Annotated in this window: 16 protein-coding genes; 7 read left to right on the forward strand and 9 right to left on the reverse strand. The window is 69.5% G+C overall.

Going from position 1 to position 18,824, the window contains the following annotated elements; translation table 11 throughout:
• The first annotated feature begins 5 nt into the window (after positions 1-5).
• The 3 genes from era to LPC10_RS11530 all read left to right on the forward strand — a co-directional run bounded on the left by era (position 6) and on the right by LPC10_RS11530 (position 2,813).
• Complete coding sequence (era, locus tag LPC10_RS11520; protein ID WP_231346788.1) at positions 6-950, forward strand: GTPase Era; 945 nt, start codon at positions 6-8, stop codon at positions 948-950.
• Between the two features lie 194 nt (positions 951-1,144).
• Positions 1,145-2,071: a class I SAM-dependent methyltransferase gene (locus tag LPC10_RS11525; protein ID WP_231346789.1), complete on the forward strand. Its 927-nt coding sequence runs from the start codon at positions 1,145-1,147 to the stop codon at positions 2,069-2,071.
• A 13-nt stretch (positions 2,072-2,084) separates the two neighbouring features.
• Positions 2,085-2,813, forward strand: a complete 729-nt coding sequence (locus tag LPC10_RS11530; protein ID WP_231346790.1) for a pseudouridine synthase — start codon at positions 2,085-2,087, stop codon at positions 2,811-2,813.
• 56 nt (positions 2,814-2,869) lie between these two features.
• Here LPC10_RS11530 and LPC10_RS11535 read toward each other — a convergent pair whose 3' ends face one another.
• Positions 2,870-3,493, reverse strand: coding sequence for a Pr6Pr family membrane protein (locus LPC10_RS11535; RefSeq protein WP_231346791.1), 624 nt, complete (start codon positions 3,491-3,493; stop codon positions 2,870-2,872).
• 107 nt (positions 3,494-3,600) lie between these two features.
• Here LPC10_RS11535 and LPC10_RS11540 point away from each other — a divergent pair, with 107 nt between their 5' ends.
• Both LPC10_RS11540 and LPC10_RS11545 read left to right on the forward strand, forming a co-directional pair.
• Positions 3,601-4,392 carry a hypothetical protein gene (locus LPC10_RS11540; RefSeq protein WP_231346792.1) on the forward strand — a complete coding sequence of 264 codons (792 nt, stop codon included), beginning with the start codon at positions 3,601-3,603 and terminating at the stop codon, positions 4,390-4,392.
• Between the two features lie 210 nt (positions 4,393-4,602).
• A complete protein-coding gene (locus LPC10_RS11545) occupies positions 4,603-4,905 on the forward strand; it encodes a hypothetical protein (RefSeq protein WP_231346793.1) in 303 nt (100 codons plus the stop codon).
• Between the two features lie 6 nt (positions 4,906-4,911).
• Here LPC10_RS11545 and LPC10_RS11550 read toward each other — a convergent pair whose 3' ends face one another.
• The 8 genes from LPC10_RS11550 to rlmH form a co-directional block, all read right to left on the reverse strand.
• Positions 4,912-6,834 carry a potassium transporter Kup gene (locus tag LPC10_RS11550; protein ID WP_231346794.1) on the reverse strand — a complete coding sequence of 641 codons (1,923 nt, stop codon included), beginning with the start codon at positions 6,832-6,834 and terminating at the stop codon, positions 4,912-4,914.
• A gap of 94 nt (positions 6,835-6,928) precedes the next feature.
• Positions 6,929-7,585 (reverse strand): DUF2939 domain-containing protein, encoded by a 657-nt coding sequence (locus LPC10_RS11555; RefSeq protein ID WP_231346795.1) that lies wholly within the window; start codon positions 7,583-7,585, stop codon positions 6,929-6,931.
• Positions 7,586-7,612: 27 nt separating this feature from the next.
• A complete protein-coding gene (locus LPC10_RS11560) occupies positions 7,613-8,197 on the reverse strand; it encodes an RNA pyrophosphohydrolase (RefSeq protein ID WP_231346796.1) in 585 nt (194 codons plus the stop codon).
• A gap of 142 nt (positions 8,198-8,339) precedes the next feature.
• Positions 8,340-10,028, reverse strand: coding sequence for a methyl-accepting chemotaxis protein (locus LPC10_RS11565; protein WP_231346797.1), 1,689 nt, complete (start codon positions 10,026-10,028; stop codon positions 8,340-8,342).
• Positions 10,029-10,435: 407 nt separating this feature from the next.
• Entirely contained in the window at positions 10,436-11,635 is a 1,200-nt protein-coding gene (locus tag LPC10_RS11570; protein ID WP_231346798.1) for a divergent polysaccharide deacetylase family protein, read from the reverse strand.
• A 151-nt stretch (positions 11,636-11,786) separates the two neighbouring features.
• The gene (locus LPC10_RS11575) at positions 11,787-13,109 is read right to left on the reverse strand and encodes a S41 family peptidase (protein ID WP_108940196.1); all 1,323 of its coding nucleotides are present in this window, start codon (positions 13,107-13,109) and stop codon (positions 11,787-11,789) included.
• Positions 13,109-14,506 carry a murein hydrolase activator EnvC gene (locus tag LPC10_RS11580; RefSeq protein WP_370644702.1) on the reverse strand — a complete coding sequence of 466 codons (1,398 nt, stop codon included), beginning with the start codon at positions 14,504-14,506 and terminating at the stop codon, positions 13,109-13,111. Before LPC10_RS11580 ends, LPC10_RS11575 begins: the two co-directional genes overlap by 1 nt.
• Positions 14,503-15,000, reverse strand: a complete 498-nt coding sequence (rlmH, locus tag LPC10_RS11585) for a 23S rRNA (pseudouridine(1915)-N(3))-methyltransferase RlmH (protein WP_231346799.1) — start codon at positions 14,998-15,000, stop codon at positions 14,503-14,505. Before rlmH ends, LPC10_RS11580 begins: the two co-directional genes overlap by 4 nt.
• A 241-nt stretch (positions 15,001-15,241) precedes the next feature.
• Between rlmH and LPC10_RS11590 the strand changes: the two genes are divergently transcribed.
• Together LPC10_RS11590 and LPC10_RS11595 are read left to right on the forward strand one after the other, a co-directional pair.
• Positions 15,242-16,552, forward strand: coding sequence for an MFS transporter (locus LPC10_RS11590; protein WP_231346800.1), 1,311 nt, complete (start codon positions 15,242-15,244; stop codon positions 16,550-16,552).
• Between the two features lie 298 nt (positions 16,553-16,850).
• Positions 16,851-18,803, forward strand: a complete 1,953-nt coding sequence (locus tag LPC10_RS11595; RefSeq protein ID WP_231346801.1) for a bifunctional diguanylate cyclase/phosphodiesterase — start codon at positions 16,851-16,853, stop codon at positions 18,801-18,803.
• The last annotated feature ends 21 nt before the right edge of the window (positions 18,804-18,824 follow it).

Below are 18,824 nucleotides of genomic sequence, written 5' to 3' on the forward strand. Positions count from 1 at the left end.
ATCGGATGTCTGAGAACGAACCGGAACACGACACGGACGAAGGTGTCCCGCCGCAGGAGACGCGGGCGGGCTTCGTCGCGCTGATCGGCGTGCCGAATGCCGGCAAGTCGACCCTCCTGAACGCGCTGGTCGGCGCCAAGGTCTCGATCGTGTCCCGAAAGGTCCAGACGACGCGGGCGCTGGTGCGCGGCATCGTCATGGAGGGCGACGCGCAGATCGTGCTGGTGGACACCCCCGGCATCTTCGCGCCCAAGCGCCGCCTCGACCGGGCGATGGTGCATTCGGCCTGGAGCGGCGCGGCCGATGCCGACGCGGTCTGCCTGCTGGTCGATGCCCGCAAGGGGGCGGACGAGGAGGTCGAGACCATCCTGCGTCGCCTGCCCGAGGTAAAGCGGCCGAAAATCCTGATCCTCAACAAGATCGACCTGATCGCCCGCGAGCGCCTGCTCGAACTGGTGGCCAAGCTCAACGCGATGGTGCCGTTCGAGGACACCTTCCTGATCTCGGCGCTCAAGGGCGACGGCGTTGCCGATCTGCGCAAGGCGCTGGCCGCCCGGATGCCGCCCGGCCCCTGGCTCTACCCGGAAGACCAGATCTCCGACGCGCCCCTTCGCATGCTAGCCGCCGAGATCACGCGGGAAAAGATCTACGACCGGCTCCACGAGGAACTGCCCTACCGCTCCACCGTCGAGACCGACCAGTGGCAGGTGCGGCCCGACGGCTCGGTGCGGATCGAGCAGACCATCTTCGTCGAGCGCGAGAGCCAGCGCTCGATCGTGCTCGGCAAGGGCGGCCAGACCATCAAGGCGATCGGGCAGGCCGCCCGCATCGAGATCGCCGAGGTGGCCGAGGCCAAGGTCCACCTGTTCCTGCACGTGAAGGTCCGCGAGAACTGGGCCGACGACCCCGCGCGCTATCGCGAGATGGGGCTCGAATTCCCGACCGGCTGACCTCTATTCCCTCTCGAGAATCTTCACCCTCATCCTGAGGTGGCGCCGCGAAGCGGCGTCCTCGAAGGAGCCTCCAGATCTCGCGCGATCCGCTGGAAGATCCGTCAAAGCCCGCTGGCGCGGGCACCTCAGGATGAGGGGCAGGATCGGATGACCCGATCGTCGCCGAGCGCCACGGCCCGAACACCAGCCCCATGCCCCAGACCGACCCTGACATCCGGGCCATCCTCTACGGCCTCCCGCCCGCCGACCTCGCGGCCGTGCCGGAGGACGCCGCACAGGTCTCGCCGCTGATCCCCGGCTCGGCGCGGCTGGAGGACATCGCCGAGGCGAGCCTGGAGGCCGCCCTGCTGCTGGCTCCGCCCGGCACGGTGGAGCGGCGATACGTCCTGGCGCTGGCCATCCGGGCCCTGCGGCCCGGCGGGCGGCTCGTGGCGCTGGCGCCCAAGGACAAGGGCGGCACGCGGCTCGCCAAGGAGCTGCGCGGCTTCGGCTGCGCGGTGACCGACGAGCCGCGTCGCCACCACCGCATCTGCACCGCGACGCGGCCCGAGACGCCCGCCGGCATCACGGCGACCATCGAGGCCGGCGCCCCGCGCCACATCGACAACCTCTCGCTCTGCACGCAGCCCGGCATCTTCTCCTGGGATCGGCTCGACCCCGGCTCCGCCCTGCTGCTGCGCCGCCTGCCGGCGCTCGCGGGGCGCGGCGCCGATTTCGGCTGCGGCCTCGGTATCCTGGCGCGCGAGGTTCTGAAATCCGACAAGGTCGTTGCGCTCGCGCTGATCGACATCGACCGCCGCGCGACCGAGATGGCCCGGCGCAATGTCGGCGATGCGCGGGCCAGCCTGCACTGGGCCGATCTGCGCGGGCCGGAGCCGGCTCTGTCGGGCCTCGACTTCGTCGTCTCCAACCCGCCCTTCCACGACGGCGGCGCCGAGGACCAGGCACTTGGACAGGCCTTCATCGCCCGCGCGGCGGCGGCCCTTCGGCCGGGCGGGACGCTGCATCTCGTGGCCAACGCCCATCTCCCCTACGAGGCGCCGTTGCGCGCCGCCTTCCGCACCGTCACGCCGGTGGTGACGGAGGGGGGCTACAAGCTGTTCGAGGCGCGCAAATGAGCGAGGCCCGCCCATGAAGGCCGTCCGCCTCGACCGGCTGCTGGCCAATCTCGGCTACGGCTCGCGCCGTGAAGTCGAGGGGTTGGCCCGCGCCGGCCTCGTCCGCCTCGACGGCCTGGCCCTGCGGGACGCCTCGCAGCGCATCCCGCTCGAACCCGACCTCTCCGCCCGGATGACGGTGCAGGGTGAGGCGCTCGATCCACTGCCGGGTGTCTGCCTGATGCTGCACAAGCCGCTCGGCGTCACCTGCTCGCACAAGGAGGCGGGGCCGCTGGTCTACGGCCTTCTGCCCGAGCGTTGGCGGCGGCGCGATCCGGCGCTCTCCACGGTCGGACGCCTCGACAAGGAGACCTCGGGCCTCCTGCTGATGACCGACGACGGGGCGCTGCTGCACCGGATCATCTCGCCGAAGGCCAAGGTCTCGAAGCGCTATCGCGTGACGCTGGCCCGTCCGCTCCAGGGCGACGAGGCCGCGATCCTCGCCTCGGGTGAACTGATGCTGGAGGGCGAGGACAAGCCGCTCCTGCCCGTAGAGATGGAGACGGACGACCCGACCCACTGCACGGTGACCCTGCATGAGGGGCGCTACCATCAGGTCCGGCGTATGTTCGCCGCCCTCGGCAACCATGTCGACGCGCTCCATCGCGACCGCGTCGGCGGCCTCGCGCTTCCCTCCGAGCTGCCGGCGGGAGAGTTCCGGATCCTGGGGCCCGGCGAGATCGCCACCTTGTTTGAGGGGTAGGAGGCGAGAGCAGCGCCATTTTCCGAGAGCCGCTGGCCAGCTTTCGGGACGAGGGTTCACCCTTCGGCGATCTTGCGCCGGGCGAGGCGCCGGTCGAGCATCACCAGCGCCCAGCCGACGCCGAGGAAGGCCGCGGCGATCGCGCCGGCATAGGCCGCCACCGGGCCCCAGCCGATCTTGCCCACATCGAGGAACGGGTACGGATAGCGTGCGTCGTAGGCGCCGCGCAGCAGGGTGTAGCCGAGATAGATCAGCGGATAGCTCGCAAACAGCACGAGGTCGCGCCCCGCGAGGCGTCCCTTCGGCACGAAGGCGAGCCAGAACAGCGGTACCAGAACCGGCAGTGCCTGGTGGAGCAGGATGTCGCCGACCAGGGCGCCACCGCGCAGGGTCTTGAGGCCGTAGAGCAGAAGCCGCTGCACGAGCCCGACGAGCAGGGTCGCGAGCACCGTCGTCGCCACGAGCCGGGGTTGAGCTAGGGCCGTTACCCGCAGGGCGATCCCACCGAACACGACCAGGACGAGAAGCCCGGTCAGGTTGGTAAAATAGGCGACCATGATCCAGGCGGTGAGCGGCACCGAGCCGGTCCGGCCGAACACGTTCGTGAAGCCGGCGGCGACGCCGAGAGCGGCGCAGAGCGCGATCAGGGCGGCGGCGAGGCGGGCGTTTCGGGAATCCATGGTCGGTCGCGTCGGAGCCGGGGCGGGAAGAGCGTTCTGGCTCTGCTTCGCGACCAAGACGTGACGCGGCTTGACAGGCTCGGTCACGTGCCGGACGCCACGCCACCGTGCTGCTCGATCTCCTGCATCTCCTAACCACGCCGGCCCCGGCGGCCCAGCGCCGGCTCGGCTACCTGCGCGACAGCGTCTGGCTGATGTCGCGGGCGCGCCGCTGTCGCCGGGCCTGGGCGCCGCATCTGGAGGCGAGCCGGGCGGTGATGCGCGCGGCCATCGCCGCGACCGAGCGGGGCGACACCGCCGTGGTGCTAGGCTCCGGCCTTCTGCTCGACGTGCCGCTGGCGGAACTCGCCGCGCACTTCCGGCGGGTCGTGCTGGTCGATGCCGTGCATCTGCGGCCGGCACGCCGGGCGATCCGGGGATTCGCCAACGTCGAGACGCTGACGGCGGATCTCAGCGGCGCGATGGCGCTGATGACGGGCGCCGCGCGCGACCTCGAACCGCGCCTGCCGCCGGTCTGCGCCGAGCCGGGCACCGGCCTCGTCATCTCGGCCAACCTCCTCTCGCAACTGCCGATCCGCCCGGTCGAGCGGCTGGAGGCCTCGCGTCACCCCCTCGGAGCCTGGATGCCGGAGGACGGCGACGCCTTCGGCCGACGGATCGTCGAGGGCCATCTTGAGGCCCTGGCGGGCCTGAGAGCGCGGGTCTGCCTCGTCACGGACATCGACGAGACCGAGGAGGACCGGCAGGGCCGCGTCCACGCCCGGCACGATCTCCTCTACGGCGTGCGGCTCGGCAATCCAGAGCGGGAATGGACCTGGGAGCTGGCGCCGTTCGGCGAGACGGCCCGCCATCGACGCCTGAGCCACCGCGTCGTCGGCTTTTCCGATTGGCGTGGATGAAGGGCGCATCCGGCTCGGATGAAACGGGAGGCTGCGAAAATCTCAGAACAAAATAAGAAGAAGGCTCCCATCTTCAGGATGTTCGACATCACGGAACGGTTTATCTAGCCTAATGGTCCGATCTGATCCCGTCGATTGTATCGAGAGGAGGGTTTGTTCGGAAAAGATGTGCGGATAATTCAGAAAAACCATCCGGGAGGTTTTAGCACGATGCGCCGCTTCTCCGCCCTGTTCCTCGCCGTTGCCCTTCTGCCCGGCGCCGCCCACGCCCTGTCGATGACGGACACGCTGGAGGCCTGGCGGCAGAGTCCGGCCATGGACCGCCTTCAGCTCGCGACCCGCTTCGGCAAGTCGTTCGTTTCGGTCAACGAGAGCTTCACCGCGGGCTACTTCGTCCGATGCATCGACGACGTTGCGGGCTATTCGAATGCGCAGAAGGCCAAGATCGAGGACGCGGTCCGCGAATGCGTCGCCTCGCAGCTTCGGATGGCCGGGAAGGGGGCGGACGAGTAGCCGTCCTCAAATCTCGATCTCGGTGCCGATCTCGATCACCTGATGCGCTGGCACGCAGAAATGGGCTCCGGTGCGTTCGGCGTTGTTCTGCATCACCGCGAACACCGCCTCGCGCCAATCCGACATCCCACGCCGGTCGGAGACGGGGATAATCGTCTCGTGGCCGACGAAGACGGTGACATTCTCGGTAAACTCCTTCGGAAGGAGGCCGGCGGCCACGGCGCAGTCGAGTCCTTCGGGAACCGAGGCCGATTGCATGAAGCCGTAACGCAGCACCATGCGTCTGATCTCGGGGGTGATCTCGGTGACGCGGGCGCGCTCCTCGCGCGGCACCGTCGGCGTCTCCTCGAACAGGGCGGTCACGATCAGCACGCGGGCGTGCAGGGCGCCGAGCCGCTCGACGAAGCGCATCATCGGCAGCGGGATGCCCTCGGTGGCCGAGGATAGGAAGACGGCCGATCCCGGCAGGGTCGTCGGCGGGTCGCGGCGCAGATCGTCGAGGAACCGCGCCTCCGGCGGGCGCAAGGCCATGCGCGCCTGTTCCAGGCAGGCATTGCCCTTGCGCCAGGTCAGCATCAGGAAGGCGATGAGGCCGGCCAGCAGCAGCGGAAACCAACCGCCCTCGAACAGCTTCACGCTGTTGGCCGAGAGGAAGATCAGATCGATCACGAGGAAGAAGCCGTTGACCGCGAGCACGACGGGCAGGGCGTAGCCCCATTTGCGGGCGACGAGGCCGGCGAGCAGGGTGGTGATCGCCATGAGAAGCGACACGGCGATGCCGTAGGCGCCCGCCAGCGCATCGGAGGAGCGGAAGATCAGCACGGCCGAGAGCGTCGCGGCGGCGAGCAGCCAGTTCACCAGAGGCACGTAGATCTGGCCGCTCTCGTCCGGGGCGGTGTGGATGATGCGCAGCGGCGGCAGGAAACCGAGCTGGATCGATTGCCGGGTCAGCGAGAACACGCCCGAGATCACTGCCTGCGAGGCAATGACGGCGGCGAGCGTCGCCAGTCCGATCAGCGGGTAGTGCAGGGGGCCCGGCGCGAGGCGGTAGAACGGGTTCTCGGCCGCGGACGGATCGACCAGCAGGATCGCGCCCTGCCCGAAATAATGGATCACCAGGGCCGGCAGCACGAGCACGAACCACGCGGCGCGGATCGCGCGCGCGCCGAAATGGCCGAGATCGGCATACATCGCCTCGCCGCCGGTGACCGCGAGAAAGGCGGCGCCCAGCATCGCGAAGCCGACATGCAGGCCGGCATGGGCCGTGAACTCGACCGCGCGCAGCGGATTGATCGCTGTGAGGATCTGCGGCGCCTGCACGATGCCGCCGACGCCGAGGGCGGCCAGCACGAGAAACCAGACCAACATCACCGGCCCGAAGATCCGGCCGATGAAGGCGGCGCCCCGGCGCTGCACGAGGAACAGGCCGACGAGGATCGCGAGCGCGATCGGCACGATGAAGCGGTCGAGGCCGGGGGCATCGACCCGCAGGCCCTCGACCGCCGAGAGAACCGAGATCGCCGGGGTAATCGCGCCGTCGCCGTAGAGCAGCGCGGCGCCGACGAGGCCGACGACCAGCAGCAGCGCCTGCCGCGAGCCGGGTTGCGCATGGCGGGCGCCGAGCAGGGCCAGCATCGCCACGATGCCGCCCTCGCCGCGATTGTCGGCGCGCAGGATCAGCACCGCGTATTTCAGCGCGACGACGAGGATCAGCGCCCACAGGATCAGCGAGACCGCGCCGGTCACAGCGACCGGGCTCGGGTGGCCGCCGGGGCTCGCGGCGCGCACCGCCTCCTTGAGAGCGTAGAGCGGGCTCGTGCCGATATCGCCGTAGACGACGCCGAGGGTGGCGATCAGGAGCCCTGCGCCGAGGCGGCGGCCGGGGCCGGAATCCTCGGCGCCCGAACTGTGTGCAGCGTCCTGGCTCAAGGCAGCGCTCCGGAAGCGGGGCCGATCGTGACGGCTCAGCTATGGGGAGCGTGTCCGGCGTCCAGACCACCGCCTTGAGGACTGTCGGGCGATGTCAGGGCTCGCGCGGAGCGGGCGCTTCCGCGGGCGCCTTGTCCGAACTCGGGCGCCCGTCGCGCAGGCGGGTGGCTGCGGCGGCTGCTTTCTCGGCGATGCGGCGGCGCAGGTCGTCGGACAGCTCGATATCGACGAGGCGCCACCCCCAGTCGCGCAGGCGCAGGCGGATTCGGAACTGCTCGTGGCGCGGATGATCGGGCGGCACGGGGATCACCACGGAGCGGAAGCCGCGCATGTCGGAGGAGACGTAGTAGCGCAAGAGCCGGCGGAGATCGGGGATGCGCAGGCCATCGCGCCGCTGGTGCCGGTTGGCCGGCGCGGCGAGGTCGGCGCCCTGCGGCCAGCCGTCGTCGAGGAGGTCGATTACGGCCTGCGGGGTCAGCGCCGATTCCATGACCGGCAGAGCCAGAGCCGCCGCCGCGTCGGCGATGCGCTGCCGCTCGCGCGGATCGAGGGCGTTGCTGTCGGCCTTCACCGCGGCGCTGATCTGCCGGGCCAGCGACAGGCGCAGCGTGCGAAAGTTGACTCGCTGCTCGATCGCGGCGGCGTCGCCCGCCTGTACCGCCGCGGCGAAGCCGTAGAGCGACCAGAACGGCGTCAACGTGTAGGCGAACCAAGCCGCCACCGCGAGAAGGGGAATGAGCCACCACCGCATCGGATCAGCCGCGGATGCGCGGAGGCATCATGCCGGATTATCCCTGGCGTTTCGCTCGGTGCCTTGCCAGCCGGTCAGCCCGGAGAAAGCGGCGACGACGCCCTCGTAGACCGGACGCTTGAACGGGATGATGAGATCCGGCAGCGCCTCCAGCCGCTCCCAGCGCCACGCCTCGAACTCGGGCTTGTGGTGACCGCCGCCGGGGGCTTCCACGTCGATCACCGCCTCGCTGCCGGTCAGGCCGAAGGCGAACCATTTCTGGCGCTGGCCGCGATAGCGGCCCTTCCAGGCCTGCTTCATGACCGCCGGCGGCAGGTCATAGGCGAGCCAGTCGCGGGTCTCGCCGAGCAGCGTGACGGCGTCGGCCGGCACGTTGGTCTCCTCGTGGAGTTCGCGGAGCGCCGCGGCGAGGGGCTCTTCCCCGTCATCGATGCCACCCTGCGGCATCTGCCACGCGCGCTCGCCGTCGACGTGCTCGGGACCCGCCTCGCGCTTGCGCCGTCCGATGAAGACGAGGCCGTCGCGATTGAACAGAGCGACGCCCACGCAGGGGCGATAGGGCAGCGCGCTGCCTTCCGGCAGGCGCAGGAGGTCGTCGTTGGGGCGGGTCATCGCGGGCTCGTGCTGGCGGCGCGACCATAGGTGGCCGAACCGGTGCGGGCAACGCCGACCTGCCGCCCATCGCAGGCCGCACAAAGAAGGCGGGCGCGGCCTCGGTCGCGCCCGCCTTCGTCCCCGCTGTTCCCGCAATCGGTCAGGCGGCGCGCACGTTCGCCAGGAAGCGGCCGACCTCCGTCGAGAGATGCTCGGATTGGCGCGACAGTTCTGAGGAGGCGGCAAGCACTTCGGCGGCGGTCGCTCCGGCCTCCTCGGCGGCCTGGGCGACGCCGGCGATGTTGCTCGTCACCTCGCCCGCGCCCATCGCCGCCTGGGCGACGTTGCGCACGATCTCCTGCGTCGCCGCGCCCTGCTGCTCCACCGCTGCGGCGATCGAGGCCGCCACCGCGCTGATTTCCTCGATCCGACCGGTGATGCTGCCGATGGCCGAGACCGCGTGCCCGGTGGTCTCCTGGATCCGGCCGATCTGGCCGGAGATCTCCTCGGTCGCCCGCGCGGTCTGGTTGGCGAGTTCCTTGACCTCCGCCGCGACGACGGCGAAGCCCCGTCCTGCCTCGCCGGCGCGGGCCGCCTCGATGGTGGCGTTGAGCGCGAGCAGGTTGGTCTGGCCGGCGATTGTGGTGATCATGGTGACGACGTCGCCGATCTTGGCCACCGCCGCGTTCAGCGCCCGGACATGGGCGGCCGTCTGTGCCGCCTCTCCGACCGCGGCCTGGGCGAGGCTCGTCGATCCGCTGACCTGCCGGCCGATCTCCTGCACCGAAGCGCCCAGTTCCTCGGCCGCCGCGGCGACGGTGTTGACGTTGGTGGCCGCCTCCTCGGCCGCCGCCGCCACGCTCACCGACTGGCTGGCGGTCCGGGTGGCGGCGCCGGTCATGCCGTGGGCCGAGGCCTGCAACTGCGAGGCGGCGGACGAGACGAGGCTGACGACACCGCCGACGGCACCCTCGAGCCGCTCGGCCATCTCGCGCATCGCCGCCTTGCGCTGCACCTCGGCGCCGGCGCGGGCCGCGGCACTTTCCTCTTCGAGGCTGCGCATGCGAATCAGGCCGTCCTTGAAGATCTGGACCGCGTCCGCGATCGATCCGATCTCGGTCCGCTGACCCTGGTGCGGGATCGAGACCGAGACGTCGCCCGCGGCCAAGGCCTGCATCGGCCCGACAACGGAGGCGATGCCGCGGGTGACGCCGCGGATGATCAGCACGGCGAGCAGGACGGCAAGGGCGACGCCGAAGAGGAGGACGGCGAGGCCGATCGTCCGGACCCGCTGGTACACGACCTCGCCCGTTTCCATCGCCCGGGCGGCACCCTCGTTGTTGAAGGCGATCAGCTTCTCGAGGGCGTTCGACATCGCCCGGCGCGGCGCCAGTCCCTTCGCCTCGTAATAGGTGAAGGCCTCCGCCTTGCGCCCCTGACGAGAGAGATCCATCACGATCCGCCGCTCGGTCTCGAAGGCGGCGGCCTCGCGCACATAGGTGTCGTAGAGCGTCCGCTCCTCCGCGGTCGTGATGAGGGGCTCGTAGGCTGCGCGCTTGTCAGCGATCAGCTTGCCGAAGCGCTCGAAATCCTTGTCCATGGTCTGGATCATCTGCGGATCGACGGCCTGCGTGTGGCGCAGCATCACGCCATTCATCCGGGCGGCCGCGGTGTCGATCTCGCCGAGCAGGCGCACGCTCGGAAGCCAGTTGCGCTCGATGTCGAGCGCCTGATCGCGCATCGTCTGCGTGCCGAAGAGACCGAGGAGGCCCAGGCCGACGAGGAGTATCGTCAGCAGCGCGAAGGAGCCGATCAGCTTGCTGCGGATGGGAAGCGTTTGGAGAGACACGGATGAGCTCCGACAGGACGACTGGGCCCGAATTGGTCGGTCGAGCGGCACGATCCTGCCGGCAAACACTTACCGGATCACAAATTGCTCATCGAACTTCCTGCTACCGTTCGGATTAAAAACAGATCCGATCCCCGTGATGATGATAAACTATCAAATGCTAGGACTGAAATACCATCACTGCGTGTAAACGTTTCTAGAAAGTCGCGATCGGGTATCGGTCTGTCGAGAAATTTTGATCGACGGCCGGGAGGACAGGGCCGGAGGCGATGCGAAGCGCCTCGCCCGCACTCAGCCGCGGTTCCGTTCGAAGCGTCGTGCGGGATACCCGATCCGGTCCGATGCGGCGCAGCCTCGCCTCGCATCGTCCTCTTCGATCGCCGGTGACCGTCTTTCAGGACGGTCGGCTACGGGACCGCGCTCGATAATTTGGCGACGCTGCCAGGGCGGCGCAGGATCGCGCTGACCGGCACGAGCCGGATGCCCCGCGCCTCAAGATCGCGGGACCAGCGTGACAGGCGGTCGATCGTCAGCGGCGAGGCGCCGGCGGAGGCCAGCACGAGACCCTTCTGCCGGGCGAGCGCCTCCACGCGGGCGAGTTCTGCGTCGATGGCGTCGGGTCGGGCGACGGCGTCGATCACCACCTCGGCGCGGGCCGCCGGAAGCTTGATCTTGGCCGCGACGCCCGCGGCCTGCGAGCCGGCGGCCGCCCCGTCATCGACGAAGCCGAGCCCGCGGGCGGACAGATCCTTCAAGACCGGCTCCAGGGCGCCGGGCTCGCTCATCAGCTTGGCGCCCATGAAGTTCACGGCGCCGATGAAACCGGGAAACCGGCTCATCGCCCAGGCTGTCCGATCGAGGTTCTCGCCCGGTCGGGCCGAGGCCAGAAGCGTCTGCGGTCCGGGATCGCTGTCGGGATAGTCGAACGGCTCCATCGGCAGTTGGAGCAGGATCTCGTGGCCGGCCTCGCGGGCGCGGGTGGCGGTCTTCTCCAGGTCGCCGCCGTAGGGCGACAGCGCGAGGCTTACCGCGGCGGGCAACCGGGCGATGGCGCCGAGAGTAGCGTTCTCGCCGATCCCAAGACCGGAGACGAGGACGGCGATGCGCGGCCCGGTGCCAGGCTCGTCCGGGCGAGCGTAGATGTCGAGGGGGCGGAGCCGACCCTCGCCGAGGCGAGGCAGGGGGCCGTGGCGCCCGCGTTCGGTCAGGCGCGGATCGGGCGCGGGCGCGAGCTTCACCTGAGAGGTATTCGGAACGCGGATGATCACCGGCGCGTCGGGTGCCGTCGAGCCGTCGGGGCGGAAGACGGTGACGCCGGAGGCCTGCTCGACCTCGCTCGCGGATTGGGCGGGACTCTTCGGCGCGGGCGGTGCCACGTCGGTCACGCGGGAGGCCGGGGCTTCGCGGATCTCGATCTGCGCCTGCGCCCGAGGCTCGCCGCCACGGGGATCGCCGGTGAGCGCGATGCCGCCCGCCATCAGGACGAGCGCCAGGACTCCGGCACCGGCGGTCATGCCTGCGGACGGAGGCAGGGCGAAGCGCGGCCGGGCCGCCTTGTCCGCGACACCGAGGGGCTTCGTCAGGATGTCGTCGGCCGCGTCGCTCACCCGCCGTCCCGCCTCTTTGGCGTAGGATTGGACGACCGGACCCGGCCTTCAACGAGAAACGGCCCGCAATCCCGGTCTGACCGGTATTGCGGGCCGTCATGGTTAATCTTTCGCTAACTCCGCAGCGGATGCCCGCCGCGGGCCGGCACAATCAGTTCTGCGTGGCCGGCTTCGTCACGTTGGCCGCACCCTTCTGGATGCCGTGCAGGAAGTCGACGGCGGCGATGAGCTGCTTGTCCTTGGCCGGATCCGGCGGGATGTAGGCCGAGGAACCGCCGCGCTCCTCGGTGTCCTTCTGCTTCAGGTGGCCCTTCAGGCCAGCCTCGCCCTTGGTCTCGTCCTTGCCCTTCAGATCGTCGGGCACTTCCTGCAGCACCTCCTGATCTGGCTCGATGCCCTTGGCCTGGATCGAGCGGCCGGACGGCGTGTAGTAGCGCGCGGTGGTGAGGCGCAGGGCGCCCTGGCCGCCGAGCGGGATGATCGACTGAACCGAGCCCTTGCCGAAGGAGCGCGTGCCCATGATGGTCGCGCGCTTGTGATCCTGCAGGGCGCCGGCCACGATCTCGGAGGCCGAGGCCGCGCCGCCGTTCACCAGCACGACGATCGGCTTGCCCTTGGCCAGGTCACCGGCCTTGGCGGAGAAGCGCTGCGTCTCGTCCGGGTTGCGGCCGCGGGTCGAGACGATCTCGCCGCGGTCGAGGAAGGCGTCGGAGACCATCACCGCCTGATCGAGGAGGCCGCCGGGATTGTTGCGCAGGTCGAGGACGTAGCCCTTGAGCTTGTCGCCGCCGATCTCGCTCTGGAGCTTGTCGATGGCGGTCTTCAGGCCGTCATAGGTCTGCTCGTTGAACTGGGTCAGGCGGACGTAGCCGACATCGCCGCTCTCGACCTTCGAGCGCACGGGGCGGATCTTGATCACGTCGCGCGTCAGCGAGACGTCGATCGGATCCTTGGCCTCCTTGCGGGAGATCTTCAGCTTCACCGTGGAGTTCACGGGGCCGCGCATCTTGTCGACGGCCTGGTTCAGGGTGAGGCCCTGGACCTGATCCTCGTCGATCTGGGTGATGATGTCGTTGGCGAGCAGGCCGGCCTTGGAGGCGGGGGTGTCGTCGATCGGCGAGACGACCTTGATCAGGCCGTCCTCCATCGTGACCTCGATGCCGAGGCCACCGAACTCGCCCTTGGTCGTCGTCTGCATGTCGCGGAAGGCCTTCGCGTCCATGTAGCTGGAATGCGGGTCGAGCGAGGTCAGCATGCCGTTGACGGCCGACTCGATCAGCTTCGCTTCCTCGGGCTTCTCGACGTAGTCGGTGCGCACCTTCTCGAACACGTCGCCGAACAGGCTCAACTGCCGGTAGGTTTCCGCCGAGGCCGCGATGGCGCTCGTGCCGGAGAGGAGTTGGGTCTGGGTCGACAGGGCCGAGGCGCCGATGCCGAGGGCCGCGCCGAGCAACACGAGGGACACTTTGCGCATTATCCGCGAACCTTCTCGCTGGAACTTCTCGCCCACCACGGCTCCGGATCGATGGAGCCGCCGTCTTTTCTGAACTCGACGTACAGGACGGGATCAATCCGATCATCGTCCTTCTGTGACGCAGCCTGCGTCACGTTCGCTGGCGTGCTTGCCGGGGGGCCGCTGCCCTCGCCCATCACGGCCACCGGTTCGCCCGCCAGTACGAACTGGCCGACCTCGACGTTGATCTGATCCATCCCCGCGAGCAACAGATAGTAGCCGTCGCCCGCATTGATGATCAAGAGTCGGCCGTAGGAGCGGAAGGGGCCGGCGAACGACACCCAGCCGTCCGCCGGGGAGGACACGACCGCCTTGGCCCGCGTCCGCAGCGAGATCCCGCGGGTGGTGCCGCCCTGGCCGTCGGGCTGGTTGAAGCCGCGCACGAGCGTGCCGCTCACCGGCCTGGGCAGATCGCCGCGGGCTTCCGTGAACTTCACTTTCGGCGTCAACCGCGCCGGATCGCGGGCACTGGCCGCGGCGAACTTTTCCTGGATCGCCCGCTGCTCCCGCTCGGCGGCGGCGCGCACCGCGTCGGCGGCGCGGCGCGCGCTCGACAGCTCGCTCTCCATCCGCTCCACGAGATCCTTGAGGGACTTGGCTTGGGCGCCGAGTTCGGCGCTCTTCTGGCGCTCGGCGGTGAGGCTCGTCTCGACCTCCGCCTGACGGCTGCGGCGGGCGGCGATCAGCGCGTCGAGGCGCTGGCGCTCGGCGGCCCAGCCCGCGAGATCCTTCTTCAGCGCCTCGCGGTCGGCGGCGATGAGGCCGCGCACCCGCACCAGCTCGGTGAGGTCGCCGGCCAGCGTATCCGCCTCGCCACGCAGCTCCGGCACCACGGCACCGAGCATCATCGAGGTGCGGATCGCCGCCAGCACATCCTCGGGGCGCACCAGAACGGCGGGCGGCGGGCGGCGGCCCATGCGCTGGAGCGCGGCCAGAATCTCAGCGATCACTGCCCGGCGCGCCTCCAGCGACTTGCGGATCGCCGCGTCGCTGTCGGTGAGCGCCCGCAGGCGCTCCTCCAGCCGGTTCATCCGGTCCTCGGTCGCCTGTGCCTGGCGTCCGGCATCGAGCAGGGCAGCGCTGAGCTTGGTCCGGTCGGAGCCGATCGCGGCGATTTCGGACTCGAGCGCCGCCCGGTTGCCGCTGCTGGCCGCCAGCGCGTCCTCGATCTGCTTGAGGTTCTGGGCGCGCCGGTCCCGCTCCTCCTGCGTGCGCCGCATCGCCTCCGGATCGGGTGTCGTCTGCGCGCGCACGGGCAGGGCGAGGCTGCCAGCGAGGCAGGCGAGCGCCATCAGCAGGGCAGTGGGCTTGGCCGTTCGGGTCGTCGGCCTCGGGTCGGCGGTCACCGGTGATCTCATGCCTCGGGATCGCCCCGGTGGTAGGGGTGTCCGGCCAGGATGGTCAGGGCCCGGTAGACCTGCTCGAGGGCGAGCACGCGCACCAGACCGTGCGGCAGTGTCGCCGCTCCGAAGGCGAGAATATGGTCGGCGCGTGCCCGCACGCTCTCGTGAAGGCCGTCGGCCCCGCCGATGACGAGAACGAGGCTGCTCCGCCCCGCGTCGCGCCACGCCCCGATTTTGTCCGCGATCCGCTCGCTCGGCCAGTCGGAGCGGCCGCGCTCGTCGCAGGCGATCACCGCCGCGTCGGCCGGCACGAGGGCGAGGATCGCGGCCGCTTCCTCGGCGACGCGGTCGGCGGTCCGGCGCGCGCGCGATTCGGGAATCTCGGCAAGCTCGCAGGCCGCGACGCCGAGGCTCCTGCCGAGCGCGACGGCGCGCTCGCGGTAGCGGGCGGCGAGATCCCGCTCCGGCCCGTTCTTCAGGCGTCCGATGGCGACGACGAGCAGGCGCAAGAGGCGTGGACAGTTTCAAGAGACGCGATGCGTGCGCCCGATAGCACGATCGGACCGGGGAGGAAGCCGGCCGGCTCAAGAAAACGTGGTCGGCAACAGGCGGCGGTCCGGCGGATGCGCGGCCCGGCGGGGGTGGCGGTGTCGTGGCGGCGACCTAACTGCCGCCCTCAACCGACGCGCTCTGCCCGGAACCGGCCTTCCGCCGCGCCTCGACCTTCCCGAACCTCACGACAGGATCACGATGCACTCGCCCGCCCGCGCCGCGCCGACGCGCCTCGACCGCAAGGCCGTGGGCGCTGTCGTGCTCGGCAACGCTCTCGAATTCTACGACTTCACCATCTACGCCTTCTTCGCCAAATCGATCGGCGCGACCTTCTTCCCCTCGGATAGCCCGACCGACAGCCTGCTCGCCTCGCTCGCCCTGTTTGGGATCGGCTACGTGATGCGGCCCGTGGGCGGGGTGCTGATCGGCGCGTTCGCCGATCGGGCCGGACGTAAGCCCGCCATGCTGATCACCATCGCGCTGATGGCGGTCGGCATGCTGATGCTGGCGGCTTGCCCCGGTACGGCGACCATCGGTGGCTGGGCGCAAGTGATCGTGATCGTCGGGCGGCTGATTCAGGGGCTGGCGCTCGGCGGCGAGGTCGGCCCCTCCACCGCCTTCCTGATCGAGGCCGCTCCGGCCCGTCACCGCGGCTTCGTCACGAGCTGGCAGATCGCCAGCCAGGGCTGCGCCGCGCTGTTCGCCGGCCTGTTCGCAACGGTGCTGACGCTGATCCTCGGCGAGGCGGCCATGGCCGATTGGGGCTGGCGGCTGATGTTCGGCCTCGGCCTCCTCGTCGTGCCGGTTGGCCTCGTGATCCGCAGTCATCTGCCCGAGACCGCGGGCGAGGGCCACGACCCCGCCGCCGCCGCCTCGACGAGCGCGGTGCTCGGCCGGCTGCTGCGCCGGCACGGGCGGATGCTCGCCCTCACCTTCCTCGTCATTGCCGCCTCCACCGTGTCGAACGCGGTGGGCACCAACATGCCGGTCTATGCCGGGGCGACACTCGGCCTCTCGGAGATGGCCGCGAACGCCGTGCCGATCGCGCTGGGGCTCGCCTCGGTGATCTTCCCGCTGCTGGGCGGCTGGCTCGCCGACCGGTTCGGGCGCAAGCCGGTCATGGTCTGGCCGCGGGCGCTGATCCTCGTGCTCGCCGTGCCGGCCTTCCTGTGGATGCTGCGGGAGCCCACCGCGTTCAGCGTCTACGCCGTCACCTTCCTGCTCTCGGCCCTGTCCTCGATCAACGCGGCCGCGATCATCGTCGCCATTCCCGAGGCCTTGCCGCGGGCGGTGCGCAGCGCCGGGCTGTCCGTCGTCTACGCCCTGTCCGTTTCGATCTTCGGCGGCAGCACCAACTACGTCGTGAACTGGCTGATCGCCGCCACCGGCGACCGGATGGCGCCGGCCTACTACCTCGCCGCCTTCAGCCTCGTCGGCACCGCCGCCGCCCTGTTGCTACCGGAGACGCGGGGCCGCGACATCCATGTCGATACGGCGACACGCGGATGAACCGTCCCGACCTCCGTCGTTCCGGTCGTCGATCGGGCTGCCGGTTCCGGCGCATAGTCCGGTGCGGGGCGCATGTCCCAAACGGCACTCAGGCACGACGGTCTCCGCAGGCGTGTGGTTGTGCCAGTGGGCCGGAATGGATGTCGGCTTCGGCTGATCGACGCTCGGAAGCCTATTCATGAGTTGGATTGCTTCGGTGCAATAAAATCTTAGGAGGTATCGGACCAAGTAAATCCTATTGGTACGGATGCACGCGTAACGTGTTGGCGACTCGGCGTCCGGTTGTCGGTAGGATTCGATGAAATTCATCCGCGGCCGCAAAGAATTGCTGAGTGGGATCGTATCGGGCTATACAGACCCCGAGGCCTGCATCCATCAGCTTGTAGAGTTGCGGAAACAGATTCCGTCGCTCTACGCGCTGCTCTCCATCAACGCCTGCGCGCTCGCCTTCACTCATTACCCCTTCGCGCCGGCTTGGCTGACGATCGGACTGCCCGGTCTGATGATCGCCCTGTGCATGGTGCGCGCCCTCCACTGGTGGCGCCTGCGTCCGCAGGACATCGCTGGAGCCAGGGCCCTGAAGCGGCTGCGCGGCACGAGCCTCCTCACCATCCTGTTCTCGGCCCTCTTCGTCGGTTGGGCGATGATGCTCAACGGATATGGCGGCCCGTTCGAACAGGGTCACGTCGCGATCTTCGTCGCGATCACCGTCATTGCCTGCATCTTCTGCCTGACGCATCTCCCGATCGCGGCCCTGCTGGTGACGTTCATCGTCATCGGCGTGTTCCTGATCCACTGCTTCACGAGCGGGAACAGCGTCTTCATCGCGATCGCACTGAACACGGCCTTCGTCACCGTGGTGATGGTGCGCATCCTCACCAACAACTTCCTGGCCTTCCTGCAACTGGTCGCGTCGAAGGCGGAGGCGCAGCGGTTGAGCGAGGAAAACCAGCGCTTGGCCCATACCGATAGCCTGACCGGATTGCCCAACCGGCGATACTTCTTCCAGCGCCTCGATGCCCTGATCGCCGCCTCGGCCGGACCCGATGCCACCTTCGCCCTCGCGATCTTCGACCTGGACCGCTTCAAGCCGATCAACGACACGTTCGGCCACACCGCCGGAGACCGGGTGCTGGAGGAGACCGGGCGCCGGCTCCAAACCTTCGCCGGCGGCGGCGTGACGATCGCACGCCTCGGCGGTGACGAGTTCGGCGTGCTGATCCATGCGGCCGCGCGTCCGGACGAGGTGGTGGACCTCTGCAATCGGATCTGCGCGGGGCTGCACGCGCCGATCGCGCTGGGTGAGACGCAGGTCGTGCCGGGCTGCTCGGGGGGGCTCGCGCTTTACCCCCAGGCCGGACGCGCCGCGGACGCGCTGTTCGACCGGGCCGATTACGCGCTCTACCATTCCAAGGAGCGCAAGCGGGGTTCCACGACGCTGTTCTCGCAGGAGCACGAGGACGCAATCCGCGACGCGCGCGCGGTGGAGACGGCGCTGCAGAGCGCGGATCTCGCCGCCGAGATGGAGATGCACTACCAGCCGATCCTCGACACCGTGACGGACCGGATCACCGCGGTCGAGGCGCTGGCACGCTGGACCAGTCCGAAGCTCGGACGCGTGCCGCCCGACCGCTTCATCGCCGTGGCGGAGCGCTGCGGCATGATCCATTCGGTGACGCTGCTTCTCTTGCGCAAGGCGCTCGCCGACGCGGCCCGTCTTCCGCCCGAGATCGGCTTGTCCTTCAACCTCTCCTCGCACGACCTCGCCTCATCCGAGACGGTGATCGCCATTCTCGCCGCCGTACGCCGGAGCGGGCTCGATCCCCGCCGGATCACCCTGGAACTGACGGAAACGGCGCTGATGCGCGACTTCGACGGCGCGCAGAAGGCGATCACCCTGCTGCGTGCGCTGGGCATCAAGATCGCGCTCGATGATTTCGGAACGGGCTATTCGAGCCTCAACTACGTCCATCGCCTGCCGCTGGACCGGATCAAGATCGACCGCGGCTTCATGGCCGATGTCGAGACCGATCTCGGCCGCAGCGTCGTGAGCACCATCCTCGACCTGTGCCAGAACCTCGGGCTGGACGGCATCGCCGAGGGGATCGAGACCACGGAGCAGTTGAACGCCGTGCGCGGCCACGGCTGCCGCTACGTGCAGGGCTACCTGATCGGCATGCCGCAGCCCATGGCGGACCTGCTCGACGGCCTCCGGACGATGACGCCGCCGGCCGAACCTGTCGTCGTCTGAGAAACTCTGAGTACGGGCTGG

It is taken from the genome of Methylorubrum sp. B1-46 (assembly GCF_021117295.1).
Taxonomy (GTDB): Bacteria; Pseudomonadota; Alphaproteobacteria; order Rhizobiales; family Beijerinckiaceae; genus Methylobacterium.